Origin of the sequence: Saccharothrix obliqua, from assembly GCF_019375475.1 — a bacterium.
Taxonomy (GTDB): domain Bacteria; phylum Actinomycetota; class Actinomycetes; order Mycobacteriales; family Pseudonocardiaceae; genus Actinosynnema; species Actinosynnema obliqua.
Genome location: NZ_JAHXGQ010000004.1, coordinates 199909 through 223567, shown reverse-complemented (window position 1 = coordinate 223567; position 23659 = coordinate 199909). Strand labels below are relative to the sequence as shown.

Genomic DNA, 23659 nt, shown 5'->3' with positions numbered 1-23659 from the left:
GTGTGCGTGCCCGGTGTGCGTTCTCTGCCACCGATGGTCCGTGTGGATGCTGAGCGCAACCTGTGAGTTGCCTGTGCGGGGATTCTGGTTTCGGCGGACGGCGTTACCGGCTGCGCCCAATGGGGGGTTTACCGCCGCCCGTGTCCGGGTTGGACTGGACGCCATGCGATCACTGCTCGCCGTCGCGCTCGCCGTGCTGCTCATCGCGCCACCCGCGGTCGCGGAGCCACGTGGCGCGGCACTCGGGTTCGACCTGGACGCGGCGACCATCCCGGACCTGGCCCGCCGGTTCGAGGCGGGCAGCCTCACCTCGGTCGACCTGACCCGCGCCTACCTGCGCCGCATCCGGGAGGTGGACGGCCGGGTGCGTGCGGTGCTCGCGGTGGACCCGACGGCGCTCGCGCAGGCCGCGGCGAGCGACCGGCGGCGTGCCGACGGCCGTGCCCGCGGTCCGCTGGACGGCATCCCCGTGCTGCTCAAGGACAACATCGACACCAAGGGGCTGGCGAGCACGGCGGGTTCCCGCGCGTTGCGCGTCCCGCCTCGCGACGACGCGGAACTGGTGCGGCGGCTGCGGGCGGCGGGCGCGGTGGTCCTCGGCAAGACGAACCTGTCGGAGTGGGCGAACTTCCGCTCCACCCGCTCCACCTCCGGCTGGTCCGCGGTGGGCGGGCAGACGAACAACCCGCACGTGCTGGACCGCAACCCGTGCGGTTCCTCGTCGGGTTCGGGCGCGGCGGTGGCGGCGTCCTTGGCGCAGGTCGCGGTGGGCACGGAGACCGACGGTTCGATCGTCTGCCCGGCCGGGCAGAACGGCGTGGTCGGGTTGAAGCCGACGTTGGGCCGGGTCAGCGCGGACGGGATCGTGCCGATCTCGTCGGTGCAGGACACCGCGGGGCCGATGGCGCGGCACGTGGTGGACGCGGCGTTGCTGATGTCGGTGCTGGACCGGCGCGGCGGCGACTACCGCGTGGGCGGCGACGTGCTGCCGGGTGCGCGGATCGGCGTGTGGCGGCACGCCGGCGCGAGCCCGGAGGTGGACCGCGTGGTGGACTCGGCCGTGGCGGCGCTGCGCCGCGCGGGCGCGACCGTCGTGGACGTCGAGCTGCCCTACCAGGAGCAGGTGGGCGCGGCGGAGTTCCCGGCGTTGACCGCGGAGTTCAAGCACGACCTGGCGCGGTACCTCGCGACCCGGCCGGGTCCGCACCGCACGGTGGACGACCTGATCGCGTTCAACGAGCGCGACCCGGTGGAGCTGAGCCGGTTCGGGCAGGAGCTGTTCCTCGCGGCCCGCGACGCGCCGCCGCTGAGCGACCCGGTGTACCGGGAGCAGCGCCGCACCACGACCGACCTGGCGCGGCGGTCCCTGGACGAGGTGCTGGCGGCACACCGGTTGGACGTGATCGTCGCCCCGACCAACTCGCCCGCGTGGCGGACCGACTACGCGGCGGGCGACGCCTACGTGCTGGGCAGCTCGACGCCCGCGGCGGCGGCCGGCTACCCGAACGCGTCGGTGCCCGCCGGGTTCGCCGGTCCGCTGCCGATCGGGCTGTCGTTCATGGCCGGGCGGGACGCGGACGCGCGGGTGCTGCGGTACGCGGCGGCGTTCGAGCAGGCCACCCGCGCGCGGCAGGCGCCGCGCTACCTGCCGTCGCTGCCCTGACCGATCGCCGTCCAGCGCCACACCAGGGGCGGTCGGCCGCCCTTGGGCAGCGCCGCCGCGTGCTGGGCCGTGCGCTCCAGTCCGGGCACGCGGTCCATGGTGCGGCCCAGGTTCGCGGGGTAGGGCCGGTCGCCGGTCAGCGACTCGGTCACGTCCAGCGCCTGCGCCGTGGTGAACTCCCGGCCCAGCAGGCCGGCGGTGAACGGCGTGTCCCGCCACAGCCGGTCGGCCAGCACCGGTCGGCAGTCGGCCACGATCCGGTCGTGGTCGAACGCCAGCGGCGGCACGGCGTCCAGCGGCGCCCAGGTCGGCCCGTCGGCCGGCGCGGTGGGTTCGAGCGTCGCCCACAGCGCCACCGACAGCGTCGGCCCGCGGGGGTCGCGCGAGGGTTCGTCGAAGGTCCTCAGCTGACCGGTCGCCGACACCGCCGAACCGTCCAGGCCGAGTTTGCCGGTCACCGCGCGCAACGCGGCGTCCCGCAGCCGTTCGCCCCGGCCCAGCAGCACGCCGGGCAACGCCAACCGGCCGGCGAACGGGTCGAGCGCGCGGGGCGCGACACCGAGCAGGACGGTCCGCGCGTCCGGGTCGAACCGCAGCGCGAGCACGTCCACGGACACCAACGTCGACTCGATCACCGCCATGGCGGTGATTGTCCCGCACGTCAGGCCGTCGCCGGCACGCGCACGGCGTAGTCGGCCCGGTCCGGACCGCGGCCCGCGACCTCCACCGGCACGCCGAACTCGCGTGCCAGCCACGTTTCCGGGTCGGGCAGCGGCTCCAGCACCGGTGCGCACCCGGCGGGCAGCACGCCCCGGCGCAGGCGGGTGGTCGTGCCGCCGGTGTGCCGGTAGGAGGTGGCCACGGACAGGTCGTCGGCGTCCAGGTGGGTCACGGCCAGCGCGTCCACCCCGCACACCGCCGCGGCGTAGCGCAGCAGCACGGCGTCCAGGTGCCCGGCCCGCCACGCGCCCTGGTACTCGCCGGTCCCGTTGTGCCGCTCCGGGAACCGGTCGCGCACCGCCGGGTCCTCGGTCGGCAGCGGGCCCGCGCCGTGCCGCGTCTGGTAGGTGCGGGTCACGCCCAGCACCCGCGCGGGCCGCCCGCCCAGCAGTTCCCGCGCGTTGCGCGGGGTCACCGAGGACCACGTGGTGTGCGGGTGGAACCCGTGCCGCTCGTCCAGCAGGAAACCCTGCGCGCCCTCGAACACCAGCCTGCCCCGGTCGGCGAGGCGGCCCACCTCGTCGCCCGACGTGAACCGCACGGCGTCGGCGAACTCCCGGTAGACCGCCACCAGGTCGTCCACCCCGTACCGGTCGCCGACCAGGGGCGCGTAGCAGCGGGCGAGCGCGTCCAGCTTGCGGCGCAACGCGCGGGGCGACGCGCAGTCGCCCACGCGTGGCGCTTCGCCCGGCGTGCCCGGTACTACCTGGTCCTCCACGACGTCGCCGGGCCGGGCGTCGGCGAGCAGCGAGTACCAGACCGTCTCGCCGATGCCCTTGCCGCACGACCCGTGCCGGTCGCGACCGCGGGCGTCCTCCCGCGCCCGGTTGGCCGCGACGTGCCACGGTGTCGTCAGCAACGCGTCGGCGTCCACCGACAGCAGCCGCAGCGGGTCCGGCACGCCGAGCGCGGCCAGTTCCCGCGACTCGGCGGCCAGGGCGAGCGGTTCGACCAGCACGTGCCGGGACAGCACGGTGGGCACACCCGCGAGCGTGCCCGACCCGAACTGGCTGAACGTGTGGTGCCTGCCGCCGGCGACGACGTTGTGCGCGGCCTGCGCGCCGCCGTTGAACCGCACGACCGCCGACACCGACCCGTCGGCGCACAGCGCGTCCACCACCGCGCCCTTGCCCTCGTCGCCGAACCCGAGCCCGACGACGACCACGTGCCCGGTCATGACAGCGTCACGTCGTCGGGGCCGTCGAGCCGCGGGGGAGCGGCCGACGTCGCCAACTTCCGCGAGCCGACCCGGACCAGCGCCTTGCCGACCGCGTCCCGCTCGGCGGCCGAGCCCACGTCGGCCAGGTCGACCAGCGCCTGGTCCAGGTCGACCACGCGCTCCTCCACGCCGATCGTCGCGGCGATCAGCTCGCACACCGCGCCGGGGTCGTCCAGCTTGAGGAAGTTCTGCCCGAGGAGGTCGTGCCAGTGCTCGGCGATCTGCGGGTCGTCGTAGTACGAGGACTGGTTGGGCAGCACGAAGTACACGTGCCACTTGCGGGCCAGCTCCCGGTACACCGACGCGGGGTCGATGTCCTGGCGCACGTCGTCGCCGATGACGCGCCGGATGTGCCGGGCTTCCAGGCGCGGCTTGTTCAGCTCGTCGCCGATCAGGAACAGGTAGCCCTTGCGGCCCCGCTTCTGCCAGGCGTCGGTCACCACGTGGCGGGCCACGAAGTAGGCGGCCAGCTCGTACGACTCGCTCTTCTGCCCGCCGCCGTTGCCCTCCAGGAAGATCGTGCGCAGCTGCTCGTCCATCCGGTTGTCCGACTCGAACTGCCCCACCTGGAGCGGCACGCGGTCGCTGTCGGCGTCGCCGATCGCGCCGAACATCAGCTGCGGGTCGGTCACGTAACCCTTGCGCTGCAACAGGCCGTGCAGCTTGCCCAGCTTGCCCTGCATGATCTGCGGCACCCGGCGCATCGAGCCGGTCACGTCGAACAGCACCGCGATCGGCGTCGAGTCGGCGTGCTCCGCCGAGTCCCGGCACTCGCGTGCCGCCACGTCCAGCGGGTCCAGCGACGGGTGCGCCTTCCACTGGTCGCGGGGCCGCGAGCGCAGGCCCGAGGAGTAGCCGAAGTCGTCGATCCCCTTGGCCGCGCGGAAGGTGCGGGCCGCCGCGTAGGCGTTGTCGTCCCACTTGCCGTGTCCCATGTCAGGCTCCTGTCGTCTCGGGCAGGGCGAACGGGCGGAACACCCGCGCGCCGTGCAGTTCTTCGAGCAGTTCGTCGTACTCGGCGAGCAGGGCGGCGGCGTCCGGGCGGCGTGCCGGGTCGTCCTGCGTGCAGCCGCGCGCGAACGCGCGTTGCTGTTTTTCGTTGGGGGCCAACATGTCCAGCATCAGCGCGTGTGCCATGTGGACATCCGTGGCCGCGGTCACCGGGCCGCCGACCTCCGGTGGGTAGGTAATGGACTTGGCGGTGGCGGGCAGCGGTTGGCCCTCCTCGACCGCGAACGACCACCCGGCGAGCACCACGCCGTGTTGCGCGGGGTGCACCAGGACGTTGTCCGCGACGATCGCGCCGTGCACCAGCCCGGCCCGGTGCGCGCCCGCCACGGCGCGCAGCAGCCTGCGGTGCATCCACGCCCAGTCGCGCCCGTCGAGGCCGGCGGGGAAGGCCCGGCGCACGTCGGCCAGCGTCACGAACCCGTCGACCAGCGGTTCCAGCACGGTGAACGCCCGTTCGCCGCGGCGGACGTCGCCGGTGTCGACCAGTTCCGGGTAGTAGGGGCGCAGCCAGTCGTGCTCGTCGGTGAACCGGCGGAGCGTGCGCAGAGCCGCCCATTCGTTGTGCAGCAGGGGGTTGAGCGCCGGGTTGCGCACGATCTTCACGACGTGGCGGTCGGTGCGGTAGACGTTCGCGACGCTGCCGACGGCGTGCCGCGTGCCGACGGTGTAACTGCCGCGCGGGGTGTGCAGCACGACCGGCCGGGTGCGCCGCCACTGGTCGTAGAGCCGGGTCAGGTCGGCGGAGGCCGCGTGTGCCCGCGTGTCGTGCGGGCCCGAGTGGTCGGGGTGCAGGGCGGTGACCAGTGCCCGGTAACGCTGTCGGGCTTCGGGGTGGCGGTCGGGTTCGGCCGGGCCGAACAGGTCGTCTGCCGAAGCGCCTTCGACCAGTCGGAGCGCCTCTTCCCTCGTGAACATGGTTTGAGTCTAACTGACTCAAACCGGGATCGGCAACAGTGCGTCATCGGATGCGGCGGAAGGGGGACGCTCGGATGGGCTGATTTGGGTGTGGGGGTCGCGGACGGTCAGCTTGCTCCGCCCCGCCCCGCCCCGCGCCGCTCCGCCCCGCGCCGCTCCGCCCCGCGCCGCTCCGCCCCGCGCCGCTCCGCCCCGCCCCGCCTCGCCCCGCCTCGCCTCGCCCCGCGCCGCCCCGCGCCGCCCCGCGCCCCGCCTCGCCCCGCGCCGCCCCGCGCCGCCCCGCCTCGCCCCGCCTCGCGCCCCGCCTCGCGCCGCGCCGCCTCGCCTCGCCTCGCGCCCCGCGCCGCCCGCCTCGCGCCGCCTCGCGCCGCCTCGCGCCGCCTCGCGCCGCCTCGCGCCGCGCCGCCCCGCGTCACCCCGCCGTTCCGCGTCGCCCCGCCTCGCTCGACCCGATCCGGCCCGTGCCCCGCGGCGGTCCAGGTCCGAGCCGACCCCTGCCCGGCTCCCACCCCCCGCCAGCCCCGCTCGGTCCCAGCCCCGCGGGCGGTTGGCGCCTGACGGCAGGGGCGATCGGCCGACCTCGCGCCCGCCCCCGTCGGGTACCGTTCGCGCGAGCACGAGCCGGGGGAGCACGCCATGAAGACCGTTCTGCCTCTGTACGCGGCGGGATTCGTGACCGCTTTCGGCGCGCACGGCATCGCCGCCGGCCTGGGCGGCTACACCCACACGTCACTGCTCGCGCTCGGCATCCTGCTGGCCGTCTACGACGGGGCGGAGATCCTCCTCAAACCCGTGTTCGGCTCGCTCGCCGACCGGATCGGTCCGCGGCCGGTGCTGCTGGGCGGGTTGCTCGCGTTCGCCGTCGCGTCCGCCGCGTTCGTCCTCGCCGGCGACGCGGGCGCGGTCGGTCTCGCCCGGCTCGGGCAGGGCGCGGCGGCCGCGGCGTTCTCCCCGGCCGCGAGCGCCCTCGTCGCCCGCCTGACCCCGGAGTCCGCGCACGGCCGCGCGTTCGGCGGCTACGGCGCGTGGAAGGGCCTCGGCTACACCCTCGGCCCGCTGCTCGGCGGCATCCTCACCGCGCTCGGCGGGTACCCGCTGCTGTTCGCCGTGCTCGGCGTGCTGGCGGTCGCCGTCGCCGGGTGGGCGCTCGCGGTCGTCCCGGCCGTCCCGCCGCTGCCACGCACCCGGCAGACCCTCCTCGACCTCGGCCGCCGCCTGGCCGCGCCCGGTTTCCTGCGGCCGACGACCGCGCTCGCCGCGTCCACCGCCGCCCTCGCCGTCGGTGTCGGCTTCCTCCCGGTGCACACCGCGTCGGCCGGGCCGCTGGTCGCGGGTCTGGCCGTGTCCGCCATGGCCGCCGCCGCGGCGATCGTGCAGCCGTTCGCCGGCCGCGCCCGCGACGCCGGCCGCCTGCGGGAGACCACCGGCATGTCCGCGGGCCTGCTGCTCGCCGCCGCCGGCTACCTGGCCGCCGCCCTCGCGCCCGCCCTGCCCGTGACGTTCGCCGCGGCCGTCGCGATCGGCGCGGGCGCGGGCCTGGTGACACCCCTGGGCTTCGCCGCGCTGGCCGCCACGACCCCGCGCGAACGCCTGGGGCAGACCATGGGCAGCGCCGAGGTGGGCCGTGAACTGGGCGACGCCGGCGGGCCGCTGCTGGTCGGCGGCGTCGCCACCGCGACCGGCCTGCCCGGCGGCCTCCTCGCCCTGGCCGCCGTCCTCACCCTGGCCGCGACACCCCGCCTCCGCCGCTAGGGCAGGCCACGAACACGGCGGGCGCGGACAGGATGACCTCGCCGTCGCGCCGGTCCTGCTGTCCGAACGTGGCCCGCCGCGCGGCCGAAGCCCACGCGGCGGGCGGGACCGGCGCACGGCCGGTCGGGACTCAGAACGGGTAGTGCGCGTGCTCGGTGGCGAGGGTGATCCACCGGGTCGCGGTGAACGCCTCCACGCCCCAACGGCCGCCGAACCGGCCGTAACCGCTCGACTTCACGCCCCCGAAGGGCGCCTGCGGCTCGTCGCCGACCGACTGGTCGTTGACGTGCACGATGCCGGTCCGCACGCGACGCGCCAGCCGGAGGCCCCGCGTGCCGTTCTCGGTGAGGATGCCGCACGTGAGGCCGTGCTCCGTGTCGTTGGCACGCGCCACGGCCTCGTCGTCGGTGGCGAACGTCTCCACCACGCACACCGGCCCGAAAGCCTCGCCGTAGTGCAGTTCCATGTCCGGGGTGACACCGGTCAGCACGGTCGCCGGGTGCAGCGCGCCGTCCGGCTCGCCGCCACCGGTCAGCACGGTCGCGCCCTTGTCGCGGGCGTCCTCGACCAGCGCGGCGACCCGCTGCGCGGACCGGGCGCTCACCAGCGGCCCGATGATGGTGTCCGGGTCGGCCGGGTCGCCGTGCGCGAGCGAGGCGACCTTCGCCACGAAGCGCTCGGTGAACTCCTCGGCGATCCGCTCGTGCACCAGCACCCGGTCGCCGGACATGCAGATCTGGCCGGAGTTCATGAACACGCCGAACGTCGCCGCGTTCACCGCGTGGTCGAGGTCGGCGTCGTCCAGCACGATGATCGCGTTCTTGCCGCCCAGTTCGAGCACGGCGGGCTTGAGGTGGCGGGCGGCGTGGGTGCCGATGATCCTGCCGACCCCGGTGGAGCCGGTGAAGTTGACCACGCGGACCCGCGGGTCGGCGATCAGCGCCTCGGCGACCTCGGCCGCGTCCGCGGGGTCGTTGGTCACCACGTTGAGCACGCCGGCGGGCAGGCCCGCGTCACGCAGCACGTCCGCCAGGAACAGCCCGGACGCCAGCGGCGCGTCCTCGCTGGGCTTGAGCACCACGGTGTTGCCCGCCGCGATGGGCGCGGCGAACGCGCGGGTGCCGAGGATCAGCGGCGCGTTCCACGGCGCGAACGCCGCCACCACGCCGAGCGGCTCGCGCACGGCCAGGCCGAGCGCGCCCTCTTCCTGCGCGGCCAGCACTTCACCGAGCGGCGCGGTCACCGCCGCGGCGGCCTCGCGCAGGACGTTCGCGGCCAGGAAGACGTTGAACCGCGCCCACCGGCTGGTGCCGCCCGCCTCGCCCGCCATCAGCTCGACCGCCTGGTCGGCGCGCTCCTCCAGCAGGTCCGCCGCGTCCAGCAGGATCTTGCGGCGGGCGAACGGGCTCACCGCGGCCCAACCGGCGAACGCCGAGTCGGCCGCGGCGACGGCCGCGACCACGTCCTCGGGCCCGGCGGCGGCCACCGTCGCGAACACCTCGCCGGTGAACGGGTTGACGTCGGCGGTGGTGCGGCCCGACGCCGCGGGCACGTCGGAGCCCGCGATCAACAGGTTGCGGTGCGTCGTCATGGGTTCGGCGACCTCCAGACCGGTGCGGGGTTGGTCGGCAAGCATACGTACCGGTGTTCCGCCGAGTCTTGCACCCTCGTGTACGCCAATTGGCCGTAAGCGCACGCATTCCGGCTGATACCGGTGATGTGAACCACAGTGGCGAACACGGAGTCACAACGCAACTACCGCGTGCTGCCAACGGGAATCACCGGCAGGCCGACAACGTCCGGTCCAGCGCCTCCCGCTCCGGTGGCGTCACGGTCAAGCGGTACCGCGCTTTCACGCCGACGTAGATCCGGGCGTAGGCGCAGCTGTAGGCGGGGTTCGGCGGCATCCACTCGGCCGGCGTCCGGTCCCCTTTGGACTGGTTCACCTCGCCCCGCACCGCGATCAGGTTGCGGAGGTCGTTGGCGGCGGCGGTGCGCTGCTCGGTGGTCCACCCCGACGCTCCGCTGCGCCACATCTCCGCCAACGGCACCACGTGGTCGATCTGCACCTTCGACACGCCGCGGACGGTGTCACCGGTGTACGGGTCGTGCAGCGTGCCGCCGGTGACACCGCACCGGCCCTCCTTGCGCTGGACGCCCACCAGGTCACGCGCCAGCACCTGGCTGCGCTGGTCGCACCCGTCACCGTCCACATCGGACCAGGGGCGGCCGAACACGCACGCCGCGCCGTCGTCGCAGTCCCGCACGTACCCGTCGAGCCCACCCGCCGGGCCCTCCGCGAGCTGCCCGAGCTGGGCGCGCGCCGTGGCGGCGTCCGGTGTGCCGTCCGGCACCTTGTCCGAGCCGGCGCCGCCGGACGGCACCGCGCCGCAGCCGGACAGCGCCAGCACCACCAGGACGCTCAACACGCGCCGTGCCATCGGGTCCTCCGGTTCTCGGGGCGGCGCCCCCGGAGTACCCGGGCCGCGGGGACCCGGTAACGCGTCCCCGCGGCCCAACCCGCTGCGCCGGAAGGAGGTCCGGCCGCCGCGTCCCGGCCGGACCGGTGGCTCAGCGGCCCTGCAACGACTTCACGTTGCGGCCGAACGTCCAGCCGCGCGAACCGTCCCAGTTGATCGACCAGGTCATGAGGCCCTTGAGCTGGCCGCTGAAGCTGTTCCACGCCTGCCCGACCAGGCCGGTGCCCATGTAGCCGCCGCCCGCGCCCGCCTGGGCGGGCAGGCCCGGCACCTGCTTGTCGAACGGCACGCGGATCGTCGTGCCCTGGATGACCAGGCCCTTGTTCAGGCAGTTCGTCTGCGCCGTGAAGCCCTGCACGGTGCCCGCCGAGTAGGAGTCGCCGTTGCAGCCGTACATGTTGCCGTTGTAATACTGCATGTTCAGCCACCAGAGGCGGCCGTTGTCGGCGTACTTCTTCACGATCGGCAGGTACGCGCCCCAGATCGAGCCGTAGACGACGCTGCCGCCGGTCACGTACGCGGTCTCCGGCGCCATGGTGAGGCCGAAGTTCGACGGCATCTGCGCCAGCACGCCGTCGATGATCCGGATCAGGTTGGCCTGCGACGTGGACAGCGAGTTGATGTTGCCGCTGCTGGTCAGGCCGGTCTCGATGTCGATGTCGATGCCGTCGAAGTTGTACTTCTTCAGGATCGGCACCACGGTGGCGACGAACCGGTCGGCCACCGCCGACGAGCTGAGGTCGATGCCCGCGGTCGCGCCGCCGATCGACATCAGGATGGTCAGGCCCGCCGCCTTGGCCGCGCACATCTCGGCCGGGGTGGCGACCTTGACGGTCGAGTCCATCCCGTCTTCCCACAGCACCGTGCCGTCGGAGCGGATCACCGGGAACGCCGCGTTGATCACGTTGTAGCCGTTGTCCCGGATCCGCTGGTCGGTGATCGGGATCCAGCCCAGCGGCGGGTGCACGCCGTTCTTCGCGCCGTCCCAGTTCTCCCAGTACCCGTGCAGCACCTTGCCGGCGGGCTTGGACTTCACCGCGCAGGTGTCCTCGGCCGGTGCCGCGGTCGCCGCGCTGGGCAGCGTCGCGGCCAGGACCACCGCCGCACCGACGGCGAGCAGTCGTGAAAACCGACGAATCATTTCCGAACTCCTTCTCGGCGGCCCGCTTCCGCAGGGGCGGTGCCGCCGTGGTCGTTCTTCGGCGAGGTTCGCCGGCCGATCCCGGGATCAGGGCCGGGACCAGCCGGAACGCTTCGCGGAGAAGGGTTCTCCAGGGCAGCGCACGAACCTCCGGGGTGCTCGCTCACTGGCCCCCAGCGGGTGTCCGCTGGTTTGCGCCGCCAGAAGTGATCTATCGGAAGTCCCATGGAAGCAGGACGGCGGGTCGAGCCACAACCCGACGTTCGGCGGAACCTGGCGGCTCTGGTACGACCGTGGCGTGGCGGACATCGCGGTGGTGGGCAGTGGTGTGATCGGCTTGACGTGCGCGGTGCGGCTGGCCGAGGCCGGGCACCGGGTGGAGGTCGTGTCCGACCTCGCGCCCGGTGACACGGTCTCGGCCGTCGCGGGCGGCCTGTGGTTCCCGTACCTGGCCGCGCCGGCGGACGCGGTGCTGCGCTGGGCGGAGGTGTCGCTGCGCCGGTTCCGGGAGCTGGCGGCGGACCCGGCATCGGGGGTGTGGTGGCGCGAGGGCGTCGTGCTGCACCGGGCGGCCGACCCCGACCTGTCCTGGACGGCCGCCGTGCCCGCGCACCGGGCGGCCCGGCGGGCGGAGCTGCCGCCCGGTGCGGTGTCCGGTGTCGTCTGCTCGCTGCCGGTCGTGGACACGGCCGCGTACCTGGGCCGGTTGGTGGAGCGGTGCGCCCGGCTCGGGGTGGCGTTCCGCCGTGCCGTCGTCGCGGACCCGGCCGACCTCCCGCAGCGCGTGGTCGTGGTGGCCGCCGGCCTGCGGTCCGGCGCGCTGGTCGGAGATCCGGCGCTGACGCCCGTGCGCGGGCAGGTCGTGCGGCTGGCCAACCCCGGGCTGACCAGGTGGCTGGTGGACGACGACAACCCGGCCGGCATGGCGTACGTGATCCCGCGCGGCCACGACGTGGTGTGCGGCGGAACGGCCGAAGCGGGCGAAACCGGCACAACGCACGATTCGGCGGTGGAGCGGGCGATCCTGGACCGCGTCACCGAGCTGGAGCCGCGGTTGCGGGACGCGCCGGTGGTGTCGCGCGCGGTCGGACTGCGCCCGGCGCGGCCGGCGGTGCGGGTGGACCGGGTCGAGCGCGCCGGCCAGGTGGTCGTCAGCTGCTACGGCCACGGCGGCGCGGGCGTGACGTTGTCCTGGGGCTGCGCGGCGGACGTGGTGGACCTGCTCGACGGGTGACCCGGAACCGTTGTGGCGGCGGGGGTGCACGTCCCCTGCCGCGGAACTGCCTTGCGGCGGTTTGAAAAACCGCGGTCACCTGTCCGGCGCAGCCCCGGTCCAGGAGGGTGGGCTCGACGTGCCGGTGTGGCGACGGAGTGTGCCGTCGTCGCGCACGGTCGTGGGTGGTCCGTGGACAGAGGAGGTGTTCGGGTCCGTACACCTTGGACGGTGTCGCGGTGGTTGGTTTCATGGATCGCGGAGGGCCGCTGGTGCGACCGGTGGGATGAGGCCGGGAGCGCACGTGACCGGGGCCGGCGGACGACGTCGACCCCGCGTGGACCTCCACCGGAGGTGGACGCGCGCACGGTGTACGGGCCCGCGCCGTGGCTCCGCGAGGCGGAGTCGGCCACCCGTGAACCCGGGTTCCCGCAATGGAGGAGACCGACGATGTACGAGACCCCCAAGCTGGCCAGGATCGGTGATTTCCGGGCGCTCACCCGAGCCGTTCGGCCGGGCTACCGCCGGGACGGCCGCTACATCCGCGCCCGTCGCCACCACACCGACTGAGGCCACGGGTCTGACCACTGGTTGACGCACGGGCGGGGCGCGGTGGAGCCCACGCCCACGCGGTGACGGGCAACCGTCACCTCGTGCCCCGCCCGTGCCGCACAGACCTCCGCGCGACCGTGACCGGTGACGCGCGGCCCGGCGCCGGAAGACGAGGAAGCGGATGGACCGATGCGGTGCGGACAGCGGGTTCCACGGGCAGGACTGGTTCGCGGTGCTGCCCGACCACGAGGCCGCCGCGGCGGTCGCCGAGCGGTTGCCGCGGGCGGCGTCCCGCGTCACGCACCACTCGGGCAGGCCGTGGCTGGTGGGCCGGTGGGCGTCGACACCGCCGCGGGTGGGCTCGGCGGGCCGGGTGCGGCTGGCCGTGTTCGGCTGGTCCGAGGTGGGCGAGGAGCGCCTGGCGGAACTGGCGGCCGGGGTGCGCGGCGTGGCGGACGTGCCGCGGATCGCGCGCGCGGTGGGTGGCTGCGTCCACGTCGTGGCGTCGGTGGACGGGGTGGTCCTGGCGCACGGCGCGCTCTCGGGGCTGCGCCGCCTGTTCCACATCCGGGTCGACGGGGTGGCGGTGGCGGCGGACCGCGCGGACGTCCTGGCCGCCGCGACGGGGTCCGGTGTGGACGAACGCGCCCTGGCGATGCGCTTGCTGGTGCTCAGCGACGAACTGCCCTGCCCGGTCGACCCACCGCTGTGGCGGGGCGTCACACCGGTGCCGGAGGACAGCTGCCTGGTGCTCGACCGGCTGAGCCCGGTCCGCGTCGTGCGGCGGTGGTCGCCACCCGACCCCGTCCTGACGCTAGCCGAGGGCGCGGCGGCGGTGCGCACGGCGTTGGCGGCGACCGTCGCGGCGCACCGGGAGCCGGGACCGGTGGGCGCGGACCTGTCCGGTGGGCTGGACAGCACCACCGTCTGCTTCCTGGCCGCGCGCGAGGACCGGCCCCTGATCACGTTCACGACCGACACCGGCGAGCCCGACGACGAGGACATGGTGTGGGCCGACCGTGCCGCCGCCTGCCTGCCCGGCCCCGTCACGCGGATCGTCGTCCCGGGACGTGAGGTGCCGCCCCACTACGCCGACCTCACCGAACCCGGTCCCGCCTTGGACGAGCCGTTCCCCGGTGTCGCCGTGCGCGCCGAGTTCACCTGGACCGCCCGGCTGCTGACCGCGCGCGGCGCCCGGCTGCGCCTGACCGGCGACGGCGGTGACGAGGTGCTCCAGGACTCGTCCGAGTACCTGGGCGACCTGCTGCGGGCCCGACCGCTCGCGGGCGCCCGGCGGCTGTGGACGCACTGGCTGGCCGGGCGGTGGCCGTGGTGGCGGGGCCGGCGGCACCTGTGGCCCCGCCGGTCCGCCCGCGTGGAGCTGCGTGCGCTGGCCGCGGGCCTGGTCACCGCGCTGCCCGCGGACGAGCGCCCGCGGCAGGCGGCGCACCTGCCGCCGTGGGCGACACCGGCCGCGGCGGACCTCGTCGCGGATTACCTCCGGGACGCCGGGCGGGGCCTGTCCCGGCCCGCGCCCGGACCCCGGTCGCACACGCAGGCGTTGATGGTGCGGCAGGCCGTGTACTCCGCGCACGTGACCCGCGTGATCGGCCAGTTGTCGGCCGCGGCGGGACTGCCGATGTCCGCCCCGTTCCTGGCCGACGCCGTGCTGGACGCCTGCCTCGCCGTCCGGCCGGAGGAGCGGACGACGCCGTGGTCCTACAAGCCGCTGCTGGTCGAGGCCATGCGCGGCATCGTGCCCGAGCGGTCGCTCGCGCGGCGCACCAAGGCCGAGGGCTCGGCGCTGGTCCACGCCTCCCTGCGCGAGCAGCGGGCGAAACTCCTGGCGCTGTGCGAGGAATCCCGGTTGGCCGCGCACGGGTTGGTCGATCCCGCGGCGTTGCGCGAGGCGTGCGTCACCACCCTGCGGGACAGCCCCTACGAGCCCACCGCGTTGTCCCAGACCTTCAGCGCCGAGCGGTGGCTGCGCGACCTGCCCGTGGCCGGTCCACCGGTCACCGCGGAAATCCCAGTGACGACAAGGGGAATGGCATGACCGTACAGCTGTGCGACACCGTGACGCTCACCGAGACCGAGGACGGCGCGGTGCTGCTCGACCGGCGCTCCGGCGAGTATTGGCAGCTCAACGGAACCGGTTCGCTCATCGTCACCTCGCTGCTGCGCGGCGACACACCCGCCGACGTGGCCGACGCGGTGGCGCGGGCGTACCGGATCGACGCCGACCGGGCGACCACCGACGTCACGGCCCTCATCACCGACCTCACCAACGCCCACCTGCTGACCCGCACCTGACCGCGGTTCAGCCCAAGGCGAGGTCGAACGCGTTGCGCAGGATGCGGCGCACCGCGGCGTCGTGGGGCAACGCCCCGTTGAACGACATGGAGGAGGCGCTGAACACCCAGCCGCCGTTGGGCTTGCGCACCAGCACCATGTCCGCGCCGCCCGCCGGGTTGTCGCCCCGCGCGATGTGCTCCACCCCCGCCAGACCGGGCGGTGTGCGGTCGACCTCCCAGCCGCTGGCCGCGCCGTTGTGGGCGACCTGCCCGAACCGGTCGCCCACCGCGAGCCCGGTGCCCGCCAGCAGCGGGTGGTCCGACACGACGCGGTAGGGGTGGAAGTCCATGTACGCGGGGGAGAGTTCGACGCCCAGCACCTGTGATTCCGACATCCCGGCCACGTGGTACTCGTCGCGGCGGCCGGTCGCGTGCCGGTGCTGGGCCGTGGTCGCGTTCGGGTAGCTCATCCGTTCGTACAGGCCGTTGCCGCCGGTGTTGATCACATGACCACCCGCGGCCAGGTAGTCGACCAGGCGCTGCCGCATGAGTTCCGACCAGTATTCCGGGTGGCTGCCGAGCACCAGCACGTCGTAGTGGCCGAGCCACGTGCCGTCGGCTTCGAGGTCGTGGTCCGCGTAGCAGTCGTACCTGATGCCCTCGGAAGCCAGCCACCGCACCAGGAACAGGTCGCTGTAGAGGGTGTGCTCGATGCGCCCGGTGGGTTCCACGGGGGTCGCGGTGCTCGGGCGCAGGAACGTCACGTGCCGCCGTCCGCCGTCCCCGCCCCGCGAATACTGGTTGTGGCCGCCCCAGTTGTTGTAGGCGTTGTAGGTGTTGGTGGGCAGCAGGAACGCCACGCGCTCGACCGGTGCGGCCGGTCGCACGACGAACGGGACGTGCCGGCGCACACCGCCGGGCGAGGCGAGTTCCCAGGCGTACAGCGCCGAGCCCCAGGTGGCGGGCACGGTCAGGCCGACGCGCTCGGCCCAGCCGCACCCCGCGGTCCGGTAGTCGGCGGGGAGCTGTTGCAGGCCGGTGGCGACGAACGTCGGTCCCCACACCCGCTCCCGACCGGTGTCGAGCCGCACGACCGACGCGGTGACACCGGTCAGGCTGGTCGACACCGGGAACCCGGCGTGCTCGCCCGGCCGGACGCTCAACGTGCTCGCGTACCCCTGCAACGCGCCGGTCGCCTCGACCGAGAACCCGCGCCCGACCTCCACCGCGGCACCGCCACCGGACCAGTTCGGCGGGTTGCCCGCCCCGACCGCGTGCGCGTTGAGCAGGCGGTACCAGTGCAGGGCGTCGTCGTCGCCGGGCACCGCGCCACCGTCCACCGCGACCGCGTAGACACATCCCGCGTTGTCGGAGAACACCTGCTTGTGGATGCCCTCGCCCCAGCCCGCGCCGATCTGGAAGGGCTCCCCGTCGTTGTCCCACAGGCCGGTGTCCGCGTGGTAGCGCCACCAGTGCAGCGGATCGCCCTGGCGCACGCCGTAGATCACGCCGTCGGGACCGGCGGTCAGCGTCTGGTAGGGCTTGAACCCGGTGCCGATCAGCCTGCCCCCGCCGCCGTCGGTCCACCCGGCGGCGGTGTGCTGGTACCACCACAGCGCGCCGTCGGCGTCCTGGCAGTACAGCACGCCGTTCCAGCCGCCGAAGACGCGCGGGAACCGGTCGAAGCCCGCGCCGATCGCGGTGCCCGCGCCGTCGGTCCAGTGCCCTTCGCCGGTCATCGGGTTCGTCACGGCGTAGTGGTACCGCACGATCCGGCCGTCGCCGGTGCGGCCGAAGATCCGCCCGTCCTCGGCCGCGAGCACGTCGGCGAACCGCTGGAAGCCCGAGCCGAACGGGCGGCCCACCCCGGGCGACCAAGCTGCGGTCCCGGTCTGCCAGCCGGTGTGCCGGAACCACAGCAGCTCGCCGTCCGCCTGCAAGCCGTAGATGACGCCGTTGCCCGCCGGGATGAGCCTGAGGAACCGCTGCCTCGGGTCGTACGTCGTGGCGGCGGCCGTTCCCGCGGTCGCTCCCGTGCCGAGCAGGCCCGCTCCGGCGACGACCGCCGCGCCCCGCAGCACCGTCCTTCGTCCGAACTGCTCCACGTCGCTCCCCAATCGGATCGGTGCCCCCGTGCGTGACCAACGGGGACGCTAGGCGGGGCTGCTCACACTCACGTCACAGTCCGGCATAGGCTCCCGCCATGTTGCTTCGGCTGGTGGTCGGGCCATCAGGGCTCCGGTCCCGGTTCCCGGCGGAGGTCGCCGAGTTCTACGACGACCTCGTGACCGGCGCGCGGGTGGTGGCGGCGGACTTCCCGTTCGCGGCGTGGTCCGAACCCGGGGACGCGCCGCCGCACCTGGACCAGGTCGACGTCGCCGACCTGCGCCGCGTGGCGGCTCGACGGGCGGTGTCGGACGGGACCACCCCGCTCGGGACGGGTTCGGCGTTCACCGACCCGGTCCTGGCCGCGGTCTGGGACCGCGGACCCGAGCACGTCGTCGGGCGCGGCGCCCCGCCGGTCGTGACCGGTGTCGCCCGACTCGGCGCGTACGACCACTTCCTGCACCACACCGGTGAACCGGTGGTCTACTCGCCGGCTGATTTCGCCCCGGTGGTGCGGGACAACCGCGCGCCCGGCGGCGTGGTCCTCTCCGCGCCCCGGCTGATCGCCGAACTGCACCACCTCTCCGCCGTCATCGGCCCCGACGCGGGTGTCAACGCACTCGTGGCCGCCGCACGCACCGCCACCGCGGCCGGAGCGGCGCTGGTGGCCGAGTACGCGTGAGCGGCGGGTTGCCGAACCGGCAAGAGAACTGGCCCGCGTCGCGCCGGCCGGTGCACCCTGCGGCCATGACGACAGCCGAGCAGTATTGGGAGAACTTCTACCTGGAGCGGGACCAGGTGTGGAGCGGCGAGCCGAACCCGTTGCTGGTGCGTGAAGCGGCCGACCTGCCACCGGGACGCGCCCTCGACCTCGGGTGCGGTGAGGGCGCGGACGCGGTCTGGCTGGCGCGGCGCGGGTGGCGGGTCGTCGGCGTCGACGTGTCGGCCACGGTGCTCGACCGGGCCGCCGCGCGGGCGGCGGACGCGGCGGTCGCCGACCACGTCACGTGGGAGCGGCACGACCTGTCGCGTACCTTCCCGGACGGCGAGTTCGACCTGGTGTCCGCGCAGTTCCTGCACTCGCCGGTGGAACTGGACGGCGAGCGCGAGTCGGTGCTGCGGCGGGCGGCCGGCGCGGTCGCGCCCGGTGGCGTGCTGCTGGTCGTCGGCCACGCGGGTTGGCCGTCGTGGCACGAGCCGCACGACGAGGTGCACTTCCCGACCACGGCCGAGGTGCGGGCGGCGCTGCGGCTCGGCGACGGGTGGTCCGTCGAGCGGGAGGAACTGGTCGAGCGCTCGATGACCGGCCCCGAGGGGCAGGAGGGCCACCGGGTGGACAACGTGCTGCGGGTCCGCCGCGCCGGCTAGGGCGGGTCCTCGAAGCCGGATGGCGAGGGCGGCCAGGTCGATCACGTAGCAGGCCGGGTGGACGCCGGCGGTGGGGCCGCCGCGGGAGCGGCCGACGGCATGGTCACCTGGTTCGCTGTGCCCGCCACACGACCCGGGCCGCCCCTGTGTGGGGCGCGGGTCGCGGTCGTGCGGCGGCGGCCTGCTGATGGGCGCGCACGATGCCGGAGTCGACCGCCTCGGCGATCACCCGCGCCTTCGCCACCAGTGTGGTCGGGGTGCCGTCGCGCGACCAGCGCCGGAACCGGTTGTGGACCGTCTTCCGGCCCACGGCGTTCCGGCAGGTCGCGCCGTGCCACACCGCCCTAGCCGGTCCGGGCGCGGAGGTGGGCCCGCTCGCCCTGCTTGCCGAACAGGGTGAGCAGTTCGACGGGCGCGGTACCCGCCGCGTCGAAGTAGTGCGGCACGTGCGTGTCGAACTCGGCGGCCTCGCCCGGTTTGAGCACCATGTCCCGGTCGCCGAGCATCAGCCGCAGCCTGCCGTCCAGCACGTACAGCCACTCGTAGCCCTCGTGCACGCGCAGCTCCGGCCGCACCGGCTGCTCGGCCGTGCCGGGGATGATCAGCTTGAACGCCTGGAGCCCGCCCGCGCGGCGGGTGAGCGGGACGAACGTGCGGCCACCGCGGCGCACCGGTCGCAGGTGCACCCGCGGGTCACCGGTCGCGGGCGCGCCGACCAGTTCGTCCAGCGGCACGCCGTGCGCGCGGGCGAGGGGCAGCAGCAGTTCCAGGTTGGCCCGCCGCTGCCCGCTCTCCAACCGGGACAGCGTGCTCTCGGAGATCCCGGTCTCGGCCGCGAGTTCCGCGAGCGTCACGCCCCGCTGCCGGCGGACGGCCCGCAGGCGCGGGCCGACCGCCTTCAGCACGTCGTCCAGGTCGTCCACCCGGTCAGCTTGCCGAACCGGCAAGCCGGGGTGCAACCCGTCAGGCGCGGTCCATCAGCGCGAAAACACCCCATCCGAGGTATTCCCGCTGGTAGCGAACGTGCTGGACCGGGGCGTCGGTGAGTTCCGCACGCATGGTGGGCGCCAGCTCGTCATCCGGGTTGGCGTCGAGCCAGCGCCGGGTGTTGAGCCACTGCGCCGCGGCGTAGCGGTCCCAGCTGTCCTGGTCGGCCAGCACCATCTCCACGACGTCGCAGCCCAGTTCGCCGAACTGCGCCACGAGTCCCGGCAGCGACCGGAACTCCGCGCGGTCCGCGGCGTGGCACGCGCGGGCCGTCTCGTCGTCCTCCGGCTCACGCCGCCAGAACGGGTGGCCGACCAGCATCAGCCCGCCCGGCCGCAGGCTGCGGCGGAGCAGGTCGACGGTGCCCGGCACGCCGTCGCCGATCCACGTCGCGCCGAGGCAGGCGGCGACGTCGACCGGCGTGTCGGCGACGTGCCCGGCCGCGTCGCCGTGCACGAACGCGACCCGGTCGGTCACGCCCAGCGCGGCGGCGCGGTCGTTCGCCCCGGCCAGGAACGCGGTGCTGATGTCCACGCCCACACCGGTGATCCGGTGGTCGCGGGCCCACGTGCACAGCATCTCGCCGCTGCCGCACGCGAGGTCCAGCACGGACGCCTCCGGCGGCAGCCGCAGCGCCGCGCCGAGCGCCGCCAGCTTGGCGTCGTCGAGCGGGTTGTGGATGCGGTGGTGGCTCTCGCGGATGGTGAAGCTACGGTGCAGATCCACTTCGGGAAGTCCTCACGTCGAGGGGGTTTCGGGTCGCGGTGGTGTACCGGCGGTCGAAGGCGCCGGTGAACGGGACCGTCATTCAATGCACCCCATCAGGACGTGGTCGGGATCTGGCGCGCGCAGCGTAGAACGATCACCACGCGGCTGTCGCGGGAATTTCCGCTCAGAACGTGACGTCCACCGTGGCCAACTGGTGGTTGAGCGGCGGGCGGTACACGAGGTCCGGCTGCTCGTACGCGGGCCGGAGGTCGGGCGTCCGGTCCAGCAACGCGCTGAAGCACACGTCGGTCTCCATCCGCGCCAGCGCCGCGCCCAGGCAGTAGAACGTGCCCAGCCCGAACGCCGTGTGCCGGTTCGGTCGGCGGGTGATGTCGAACCGGTCCGGGTCCGCGAACACCTCGGGGTCCCGGTTGCCCGCCGCCATCGCCAGGTAGACGACGTCGCCGGGGTTCAGCGCGTGACCCGCGACCTCGGCCGGCTCCACCGCCACCCGCACGATGGTGGCGGCCGGACCGCCCAGGCGCAGCATCTCCTCGACGGCCGTGCCCATCAGCTCGCGGCGCTGCTTGAGCAACGCGAACTGGTCCGGGTTGGCCAGCAGCAGCGACACCCCGCGCGCGATCAGGTTGGCCGTGGTCTCGTGCCCGGCGAACAGCAGCAGCACGCAGTTCGCCACCATCTCGTCCTCGGTCACGACGCCCTCGCGCTCGGCCGCCACGAAGACGCTGAGCAGGTCGTCGCGCGGCTCCGCCCGCCGTTGCGCGACCAGGCCGCGCAGGTAGCCCTCCATCTCCAGGACGGAGTGCTGGCTCTTCTTGAGCTGGTCGAAGTCGGCGCGGTCGAACAACGCCAGGATGTCCCGCGACCACGCCCGCAACCGGTCGCGCTCGTCGGTCGGCATCCCGAGCATCTCGGCGATCACGTTGGCGGGCAACGGGTAGGCGAGGTCCTCGACCACCTCCATGCGGCCCCGGTCGACCACGGCGTCGATCAGTTCGTCGGCGAGCTGCCGGACGCGCGGGCGCAGGCCGTGCACGGTCGCCGGGGTGAAGTAGCGCTTCAGCAACTGCTGGAACCGGACGTGGTCGGCCTCGTTGGTGTGCCCCATCCACAGCGACACCGACCGCAGCACGGGCGCCAGCTCGGCGCGCTGCTCCGGGGTGAGCCGGTCCAGGCCCTGCGTCAGGTTGGCGGTGGTCAGCCTGCGGTCGCGCAACGCGGCGACGATGTCGGCGTGGCGGGTGGCCAGGTAGCCGTCCAGCTCGCGCACCCGCACCAGCGGGTGCTCGGCGCGCAACCGGTGCAGCACGGGGTGCGGGTCGGCGCCGAGGTCGTGGGCGAACAGGTCGAAGGTGGGGATCGTGGTGGCCGGATCGGTCATGGTCCGAGTCTGTCCGAACGGCGTCGTCGTTTCAGCGGGCCGGATGACTGAATCGGCGAGCATCCGGCGCAACACCGCGTGGGCCCTCCGGGGGTGCCCTCCCGTGGCCGACCGCGGAGGGGTTTGCGACGCTGTTCGGCATGGCGAAGAAGACCACCACCCCGAAGCGCTTCCCACGCGCCCTGTACGAGACCGAGCTGCTCCGCCTCCAGGGGGAGCTGGTGAGGATGCAGGAGTGGGTGCGTGCCTCGGGCGCCCGGGTCGTGGTGGTCTTCGAGGGCCGGGACGCGGCGGGCAAGGGCGGCACCATCAAGCGGGTGGCGGAACACCTCAACCCGCGCGTCTGCCGCATCGTGGCGCTGCCCGCGCCGACCGAGCGGGAGCGCACGCAGTGGTACTTCCAGCGCTACGTGGACCACCTGCCCGCCGCCGGCGAGATCGTGCTGCTCGACCGGAGCTGGTACAACCGGGCGGGCGTCGAGCGCGTGATGGGCTTCTGCACGCCGCAGGAGTACCAGCGGTTCCTGCGCCAGTGCCCGGTCTTCGAGGAACTGCTGGTGGAGGACGGCATCCTGCTGCGCAAGTATTGGTTCTCGGTGAGCGACACCGAGCAGGAGCGGCGGTTCCGGGAGCGGCAGCGCAACCCGCTCAAGCGGTGGAAACTGTCCCCGATGGACCTGGAGTCGATCACCCGCTGGGACGACTACTCACGGGCCAAGGACGACATGCTGGTGCACACGGACACCGAAGTCGCGCCGTGGACGGTGGTGGAGGCCGAGGACAAGCGCAAGGCGCGCCTCAACATGATCGCGCACCTGCTGGACACCATCCCGTGGGAGCCGGTGGAGCGGCCGGAGCTGGTGCTGCCCGAACGCCCCCGGCGCGGCGACTACGTCCGCCCGCCGCGCGAGGTCGAGCGCGAGGCGCCCGACCACGCCGCCGAACTGCTCCGGAAGTCCGCCGGGTGACGCGTGGTCACCGCAGGTCCGCCGGCAGCAGCCGAGTGGTCAGGAAGCGGCGCACGCGGCCCCGACCGTCGAGCCAGCCGTCCAGCAGCCGCCAGCCGTGGTAGTACGTGAAGACGTACGGGTTCCCGCCGGGCGTGTTCACCACCGCCATGGCGCGGTCCACGTCGGTGTCGTCGAGCAACGCCCAGCGCGTCAGGTAAGCGGCGACATCGGCGGCCGGGCGGCCCTCCGCCGCGAGATGGGTCGCGTTGGCCCACACGCCCCACAACAGGTTCTTCGCGTGGTGCACGGCGGCGAAGTCGCTGCCGTCCGGGCGGATGCCCTGCTCGGCGAGGACGTGATCGGTCAACCACCGCTGCGCCTCGTCGTCCGGGAAGACCAGTCGCTGCGCGTGCAGCCCGAAGCCCTCGCTGAGCACGAACGGCGGTGACAGCAGGAAGGACACCCCCAGCTCCGGGCGATCACCCAGGTGGATCTCCTTCAGCAACGCCTCGGCGATGTGACCGGGGTGTCCCTCGTGCGCGACCACGTACAGCAGGTCCGCCAGGTTGAACGGCGTGTCGGCGTTGACGAAGATCGTGGACCGCAGGCCGCCCGCGTAGCGGCCCGCCGCGAGGAACGGCGCGTTCGGCACGGGCTGGCAGTCCACGATCTCGTCGTCGGGCAGCGGCACGATCGCGTCGGTGCGGGCCCGGGTCTCCGCCACCGCCCGGCCGACCAGTTCCGGCAGCCGAGCCGGTTCGCCCAGCGTGTGGGCCCGCTGCCAGTCGGCCAGCCGCCGGGCGAGCGGAACCGCCGCGCGGGGCAGCGCGTGGTCCAGCAAGGCGTGCGCCTCCTCGAACACCGTCTCCGGCACCCACTCCGGGTCGATGCCCAGGCACCGGCGGGTGTACTCGGCCAGCGGCAACACCTCGCCGGCCAACCGGCGCGCGACGGTGCGCAGCGAACGCGTCTGGGCGACCAGGAACGGGGCACGTGCTGGCCCGAACGGGACGCGGGCGAGCAGGGCGTCCGCGTCGTCCACGAGCCGGTGCGGCGCGGGCGGCGGCCCGGACTCGGCTTCCGCGCGCCACTCCACGGGGCCGCGGTAGTCCAACGCCAACCCGGTGGTGCTCGGCCCGCCCGCTATCCGGTTCACCCGCAGCGCGAGCATGGCGTAG

The 23659-nt window shown here is 74.1% G+C and carries 21 protein-coding genes; 9 read left to right on the top strand and 12 right to left on the bottom strand.

What is annotated here, in order from left to right:
• Positions 1-163 precede the first annotated feature (163 nt).
• The gene (locus tag KZQ38_RS14440) at positions 164-1663 is read left to right on the top strand and encodes an amidase (RefSeq protein WP_219442240.1); all 1500 of its coding nucleotides are present in this window, start codon (positions 164-166) and stop codon (positions 1661-1663) included.
• Here the strand turns inward: KZQ38_RS14440 and KZQ38_RS14435 are convergent.
• The 4 genes from KZQ38_RS14435 to KZQ38_RS14420 are packed head-to-tail and all read right to left on the bottom strand — an operon-like array spanning position 1642 to position 5528.
• The gene (locus KZQ38_RS14435; protein ID WP_257901416.1) at positions 1642-2304 is read right to left on the bottom strand and encodes an NUDIX hydrolase; all 663 of its coding nucleotides are present in this window, start codon (positions 2302-2304) and stop codon (positions 1642-1644) included. The two genes, KZQ38_RS14440 and KZQ38_RS14435, sit on opposite strands and share 22 nt — an antisense overlap.
• A 20-nt stretch (positions 2305-2324) precedes the next feature.
• The gene (locus KZQ38_RS14430) at positions 2325-3560 is read right to left on the bottom strand and encodes an adenylosuccinate synthetase (protein ID WP_219442238.1); all 1236 of its coding nucleotides are present in this window, start codon (positions 3558-3560) and stop codon (positions 2325-2327) included.
• Complete coding sequence (locus tag KZQ38_RS14425) at positions 3557-4537, bottom strand: hypothetical protein (RefSeq protein ID WP_219442237.1); 981 nt, start codon at positions 4535-4537, stop codon at positions 3557-3559. The genes KZQ38_RS14430 and KZQ38_RS14425 overlap by 4 nt, the downstream gene beginning before the upstream one ends.
• Position 4538: 1 nt before the next feature.
• Complete coding sequence (locus KZQ38_RS14420) at positions 4539-5528, bottom strand: protein kinase family protein (RefSeq protein ID WP_219442235.1); 990 nt, start codon at positions 5526-5528, stop codon at positions 4539-4541.
• Between the two features lie 636 nt (positions 5529-6164).
• Here KZQ38_RS14420 and KZQ38_RS14415 point away from each other — a divergent pair.
• Positions 6165-7280, top strand: coding sequence for an MFS transporter (locus KZQ38_RS14415; RefSeq protein ID WP_219442233.1), 1116 nt, complete (start codon positions 6165-6167; stop codon positions 7278-7280).
• Between the two features lie 130 nt (positions 7281-7410).
• On the opposite strand, the gene KZQ38_RS14410 is transcribed toward KZQ38_RS14415, so the two are convergent.
• The 3 genes from KZQ38_RS14410 to KZQ38_RS14400 form a co-directional block, all read right to left on the bottom strand.
• Entirely contained in the window at positions 7411-8871 is a 1461-nt protein-coding gene (locus tag KZQ38_RS14410; RefSeq protein WP_219442231.1) for an aldehyde dehydrogenase family protein, read from the bottom strand.
• 187 nt (positions 8872-9058) lie between these two features.
• Positions 9059-9721, bottom strand: a complete 663-nt coding sequence (locus tag KZQ38_RS14405; protein WP_219442230.1) for an HNH endonuclease family protein — start codon at positions 9719-9721, stop codon at positions 9059-9061.
• 130 nt (positions 9722-9851) lie between these two features.
• Positions 9852-10901, bottom strand: coding sequence for a chitinase (locus KZQ38_RS14400; RefSeq protein WP_219442228.1), 1050 nt, complete (start codon positions 10899-10901; stop codon positions 9852-9854).
• Positions 10902-11199: 298 nt separating this feature from the next.
• Here KZQ38_RS14400 and KZQ38_RS14395 point away from each other — a divergent pair, with 298 nt between their 5' ends.
• The 4 genes from KZQ38_RS14395 to KZQ38_RS14380 all read left to right on the top strand — a co-directional run bounded on the left by KZQ38_RS14395 (position 11200) and on the right by KZQ38_RS14380 (position 14979).
• Positions 11200-12135: an NAD(P)/FAD-dependent oxidoreductase gene (locus tag KZQ38_RS14395; RefSeq protein ID WP_219442226.1), complete on the top strand. Its 936-nt coding sequence runs from the start codon at positions 11200-11202 to the stop codon at positions 12133-12135.
• 429 nt (positions 12136-12564) lie between these two features.
• On the top strand, positions 12565-12684 hold the full coding sequence (locus KZQ38_RS14390) for a lasso RiPP family leader peptide-containing protein (protein ID WP_219442216.1): 120 nt from the start codon (positions 12565-12567) through the stop codon (positions 12682-12684).
• A gap of 163 nt (positions 12685-12847) precedes the next feature.
• Positions 12848-14722 (top strand): asparagine synthase-related protein, encoded by a 1875-nt coding sequence (locus tag KZQ38_RS14385; protein WP_219442207.1) that lies wholly within the window; start codon positions 12848-12850, stop codon positions 14720-14722.
• Positions 14719-14979, top strand: a complete 261-nt coding sequence (locus KZQ38_RS14380; RefSeq protein ID WP_219442205.1) for a lasso peptide biosynthesis PqqD family chaperone — start codon at positions 14719-14721, stop codon at positions 14977-14979. The genes KZQ38_RS14385 and KZQ38_RS14380 overlap by 4 nt, the downstream gene beginning before the upstream one ends.
• 7 nt (positions 14980-14986) lie before the next feature.
• On the opposite strand, the gene KZQ38_RS14375 is transcribed toward KZQ38_RS14380, so the two are convergent.
• On the bottom strand, positions 14987-17065 hold the full coding sequence (locus tag KZQ38_RS14375; protein WP_219442203.1) for a N,N-dimethylformamidase beta subunit family domain-containing protein: 2079 nt from the start codon (positions 17063-17065) through the stop codon (positions 14987-14989).
• Between the two features lie 98 nt (positions 17066-17163).
• Here KZQ38_RS14375 and KZQ38_RS14370 point away from each other — a divergent pair, with 98 nt between their 5' ends.
• Together KZQ38_RS14370 and KZQ38_RS14365 are read left to right on the top strand one after the other, a co-directional pair.
• Entirely contained in the window at positions 17164-17748 is a 585-nt protein-coding gene (locus tag KZQ38_RS14370) for a putative DNA-mimic protein (RefSeq protein WP_219442201.1), read from the top strand.
• A gap of 65 nt (positions 17749-17813) precedes the next feature.
• Complete coding sequence (locus KZQ38_RS14365) at positions 17814-18434, top strand: class I SAM-dependent methyltransferase (RefSeq protein ID WP_219442200.1); 621 nt, start codon at positions 17814-17816, stop codon at positions 18432-18434.
• A 344-nt stretch (positions 18435-18778) separates the two neighbouring features.
• Here the strand turns inward: KZQ38_RS14365 and KZQ38_RS14360 are convergent, their stop codons facing one another.
• From KZQ38_RS14360 to KZQ38_RS14350, 3 genes are all read right to left on the bottom strand, one after another.
• Positions 18779-19357 carry a helix-turn-helix domain-containing protein gene (locus KZQ38_RS14360; RefSeq protein WP_219442198.1) on the bottom strand — a complete coding sequence of 193 codons (579 nt, stop codon included), beginning with the start codon at positions 19355-19357 and terminating at the stop codon, positions 18779-18781.
• A 40-nt stretch (positions 19358-19397) separates the two neighbouring features.
• Positions 19398-20147 carry a class I SAM-dependent methyltransferase gene (locus KZQ38_RS14355; protein ID WP_219442196.1) on the bottom strand — a complete coding sequence of 250 codons (750 nt, stop codon included), beginning with the start codon at positions 20145-20147 and terminating at the stop codon, positions 19398-19400.
• Between the two features lie 166 nt (positions 20148-20313).
• The gene (locus KZQ38_RS14350) at positions 20314-21531 is read right to left on the bottom strand and encodes a cytochrome P450 (RefSeq protein ID WP_257901414.1); all 1218 of its coding nucleotides are present in this window, start codon (positions 21529-21531) and stop codon (positions 20314-20316) included.
• 140 nt (positions 21532-21671) lie between these two features.
• Between KZQ38_RS14350 and ppk2 the strand changes: the two genes are divergently transcribed.
• On the top strand, positions 21672-22499 hold the full coding sequence (gene ppk2 / locus KZQ38_RS14345) for a polyphosphate kinase 2 (RefSeq protein WP_219442191.1): 828 nt from the start codon (positions 21672-21674) through the stop codon (positions 22497-22499).
• A 7-nt stretch (positions 22500-22506) separates the two neighbouring features.
• Here ppk2 and KZQ38_RS14340 read toward each other — a convergent pair whose 3' ends face one another.
• Entirely contained in the window at positions 22507-23652 is a 1146-nt protein-coding gene (locus tag KZQ38_RS14340) for a hypothetical protein (RefSeq protein ID WP_219442189.1), read from the bottom strand.
• Positions 23653-23659 lie beyond the last annotated feature (7 nt).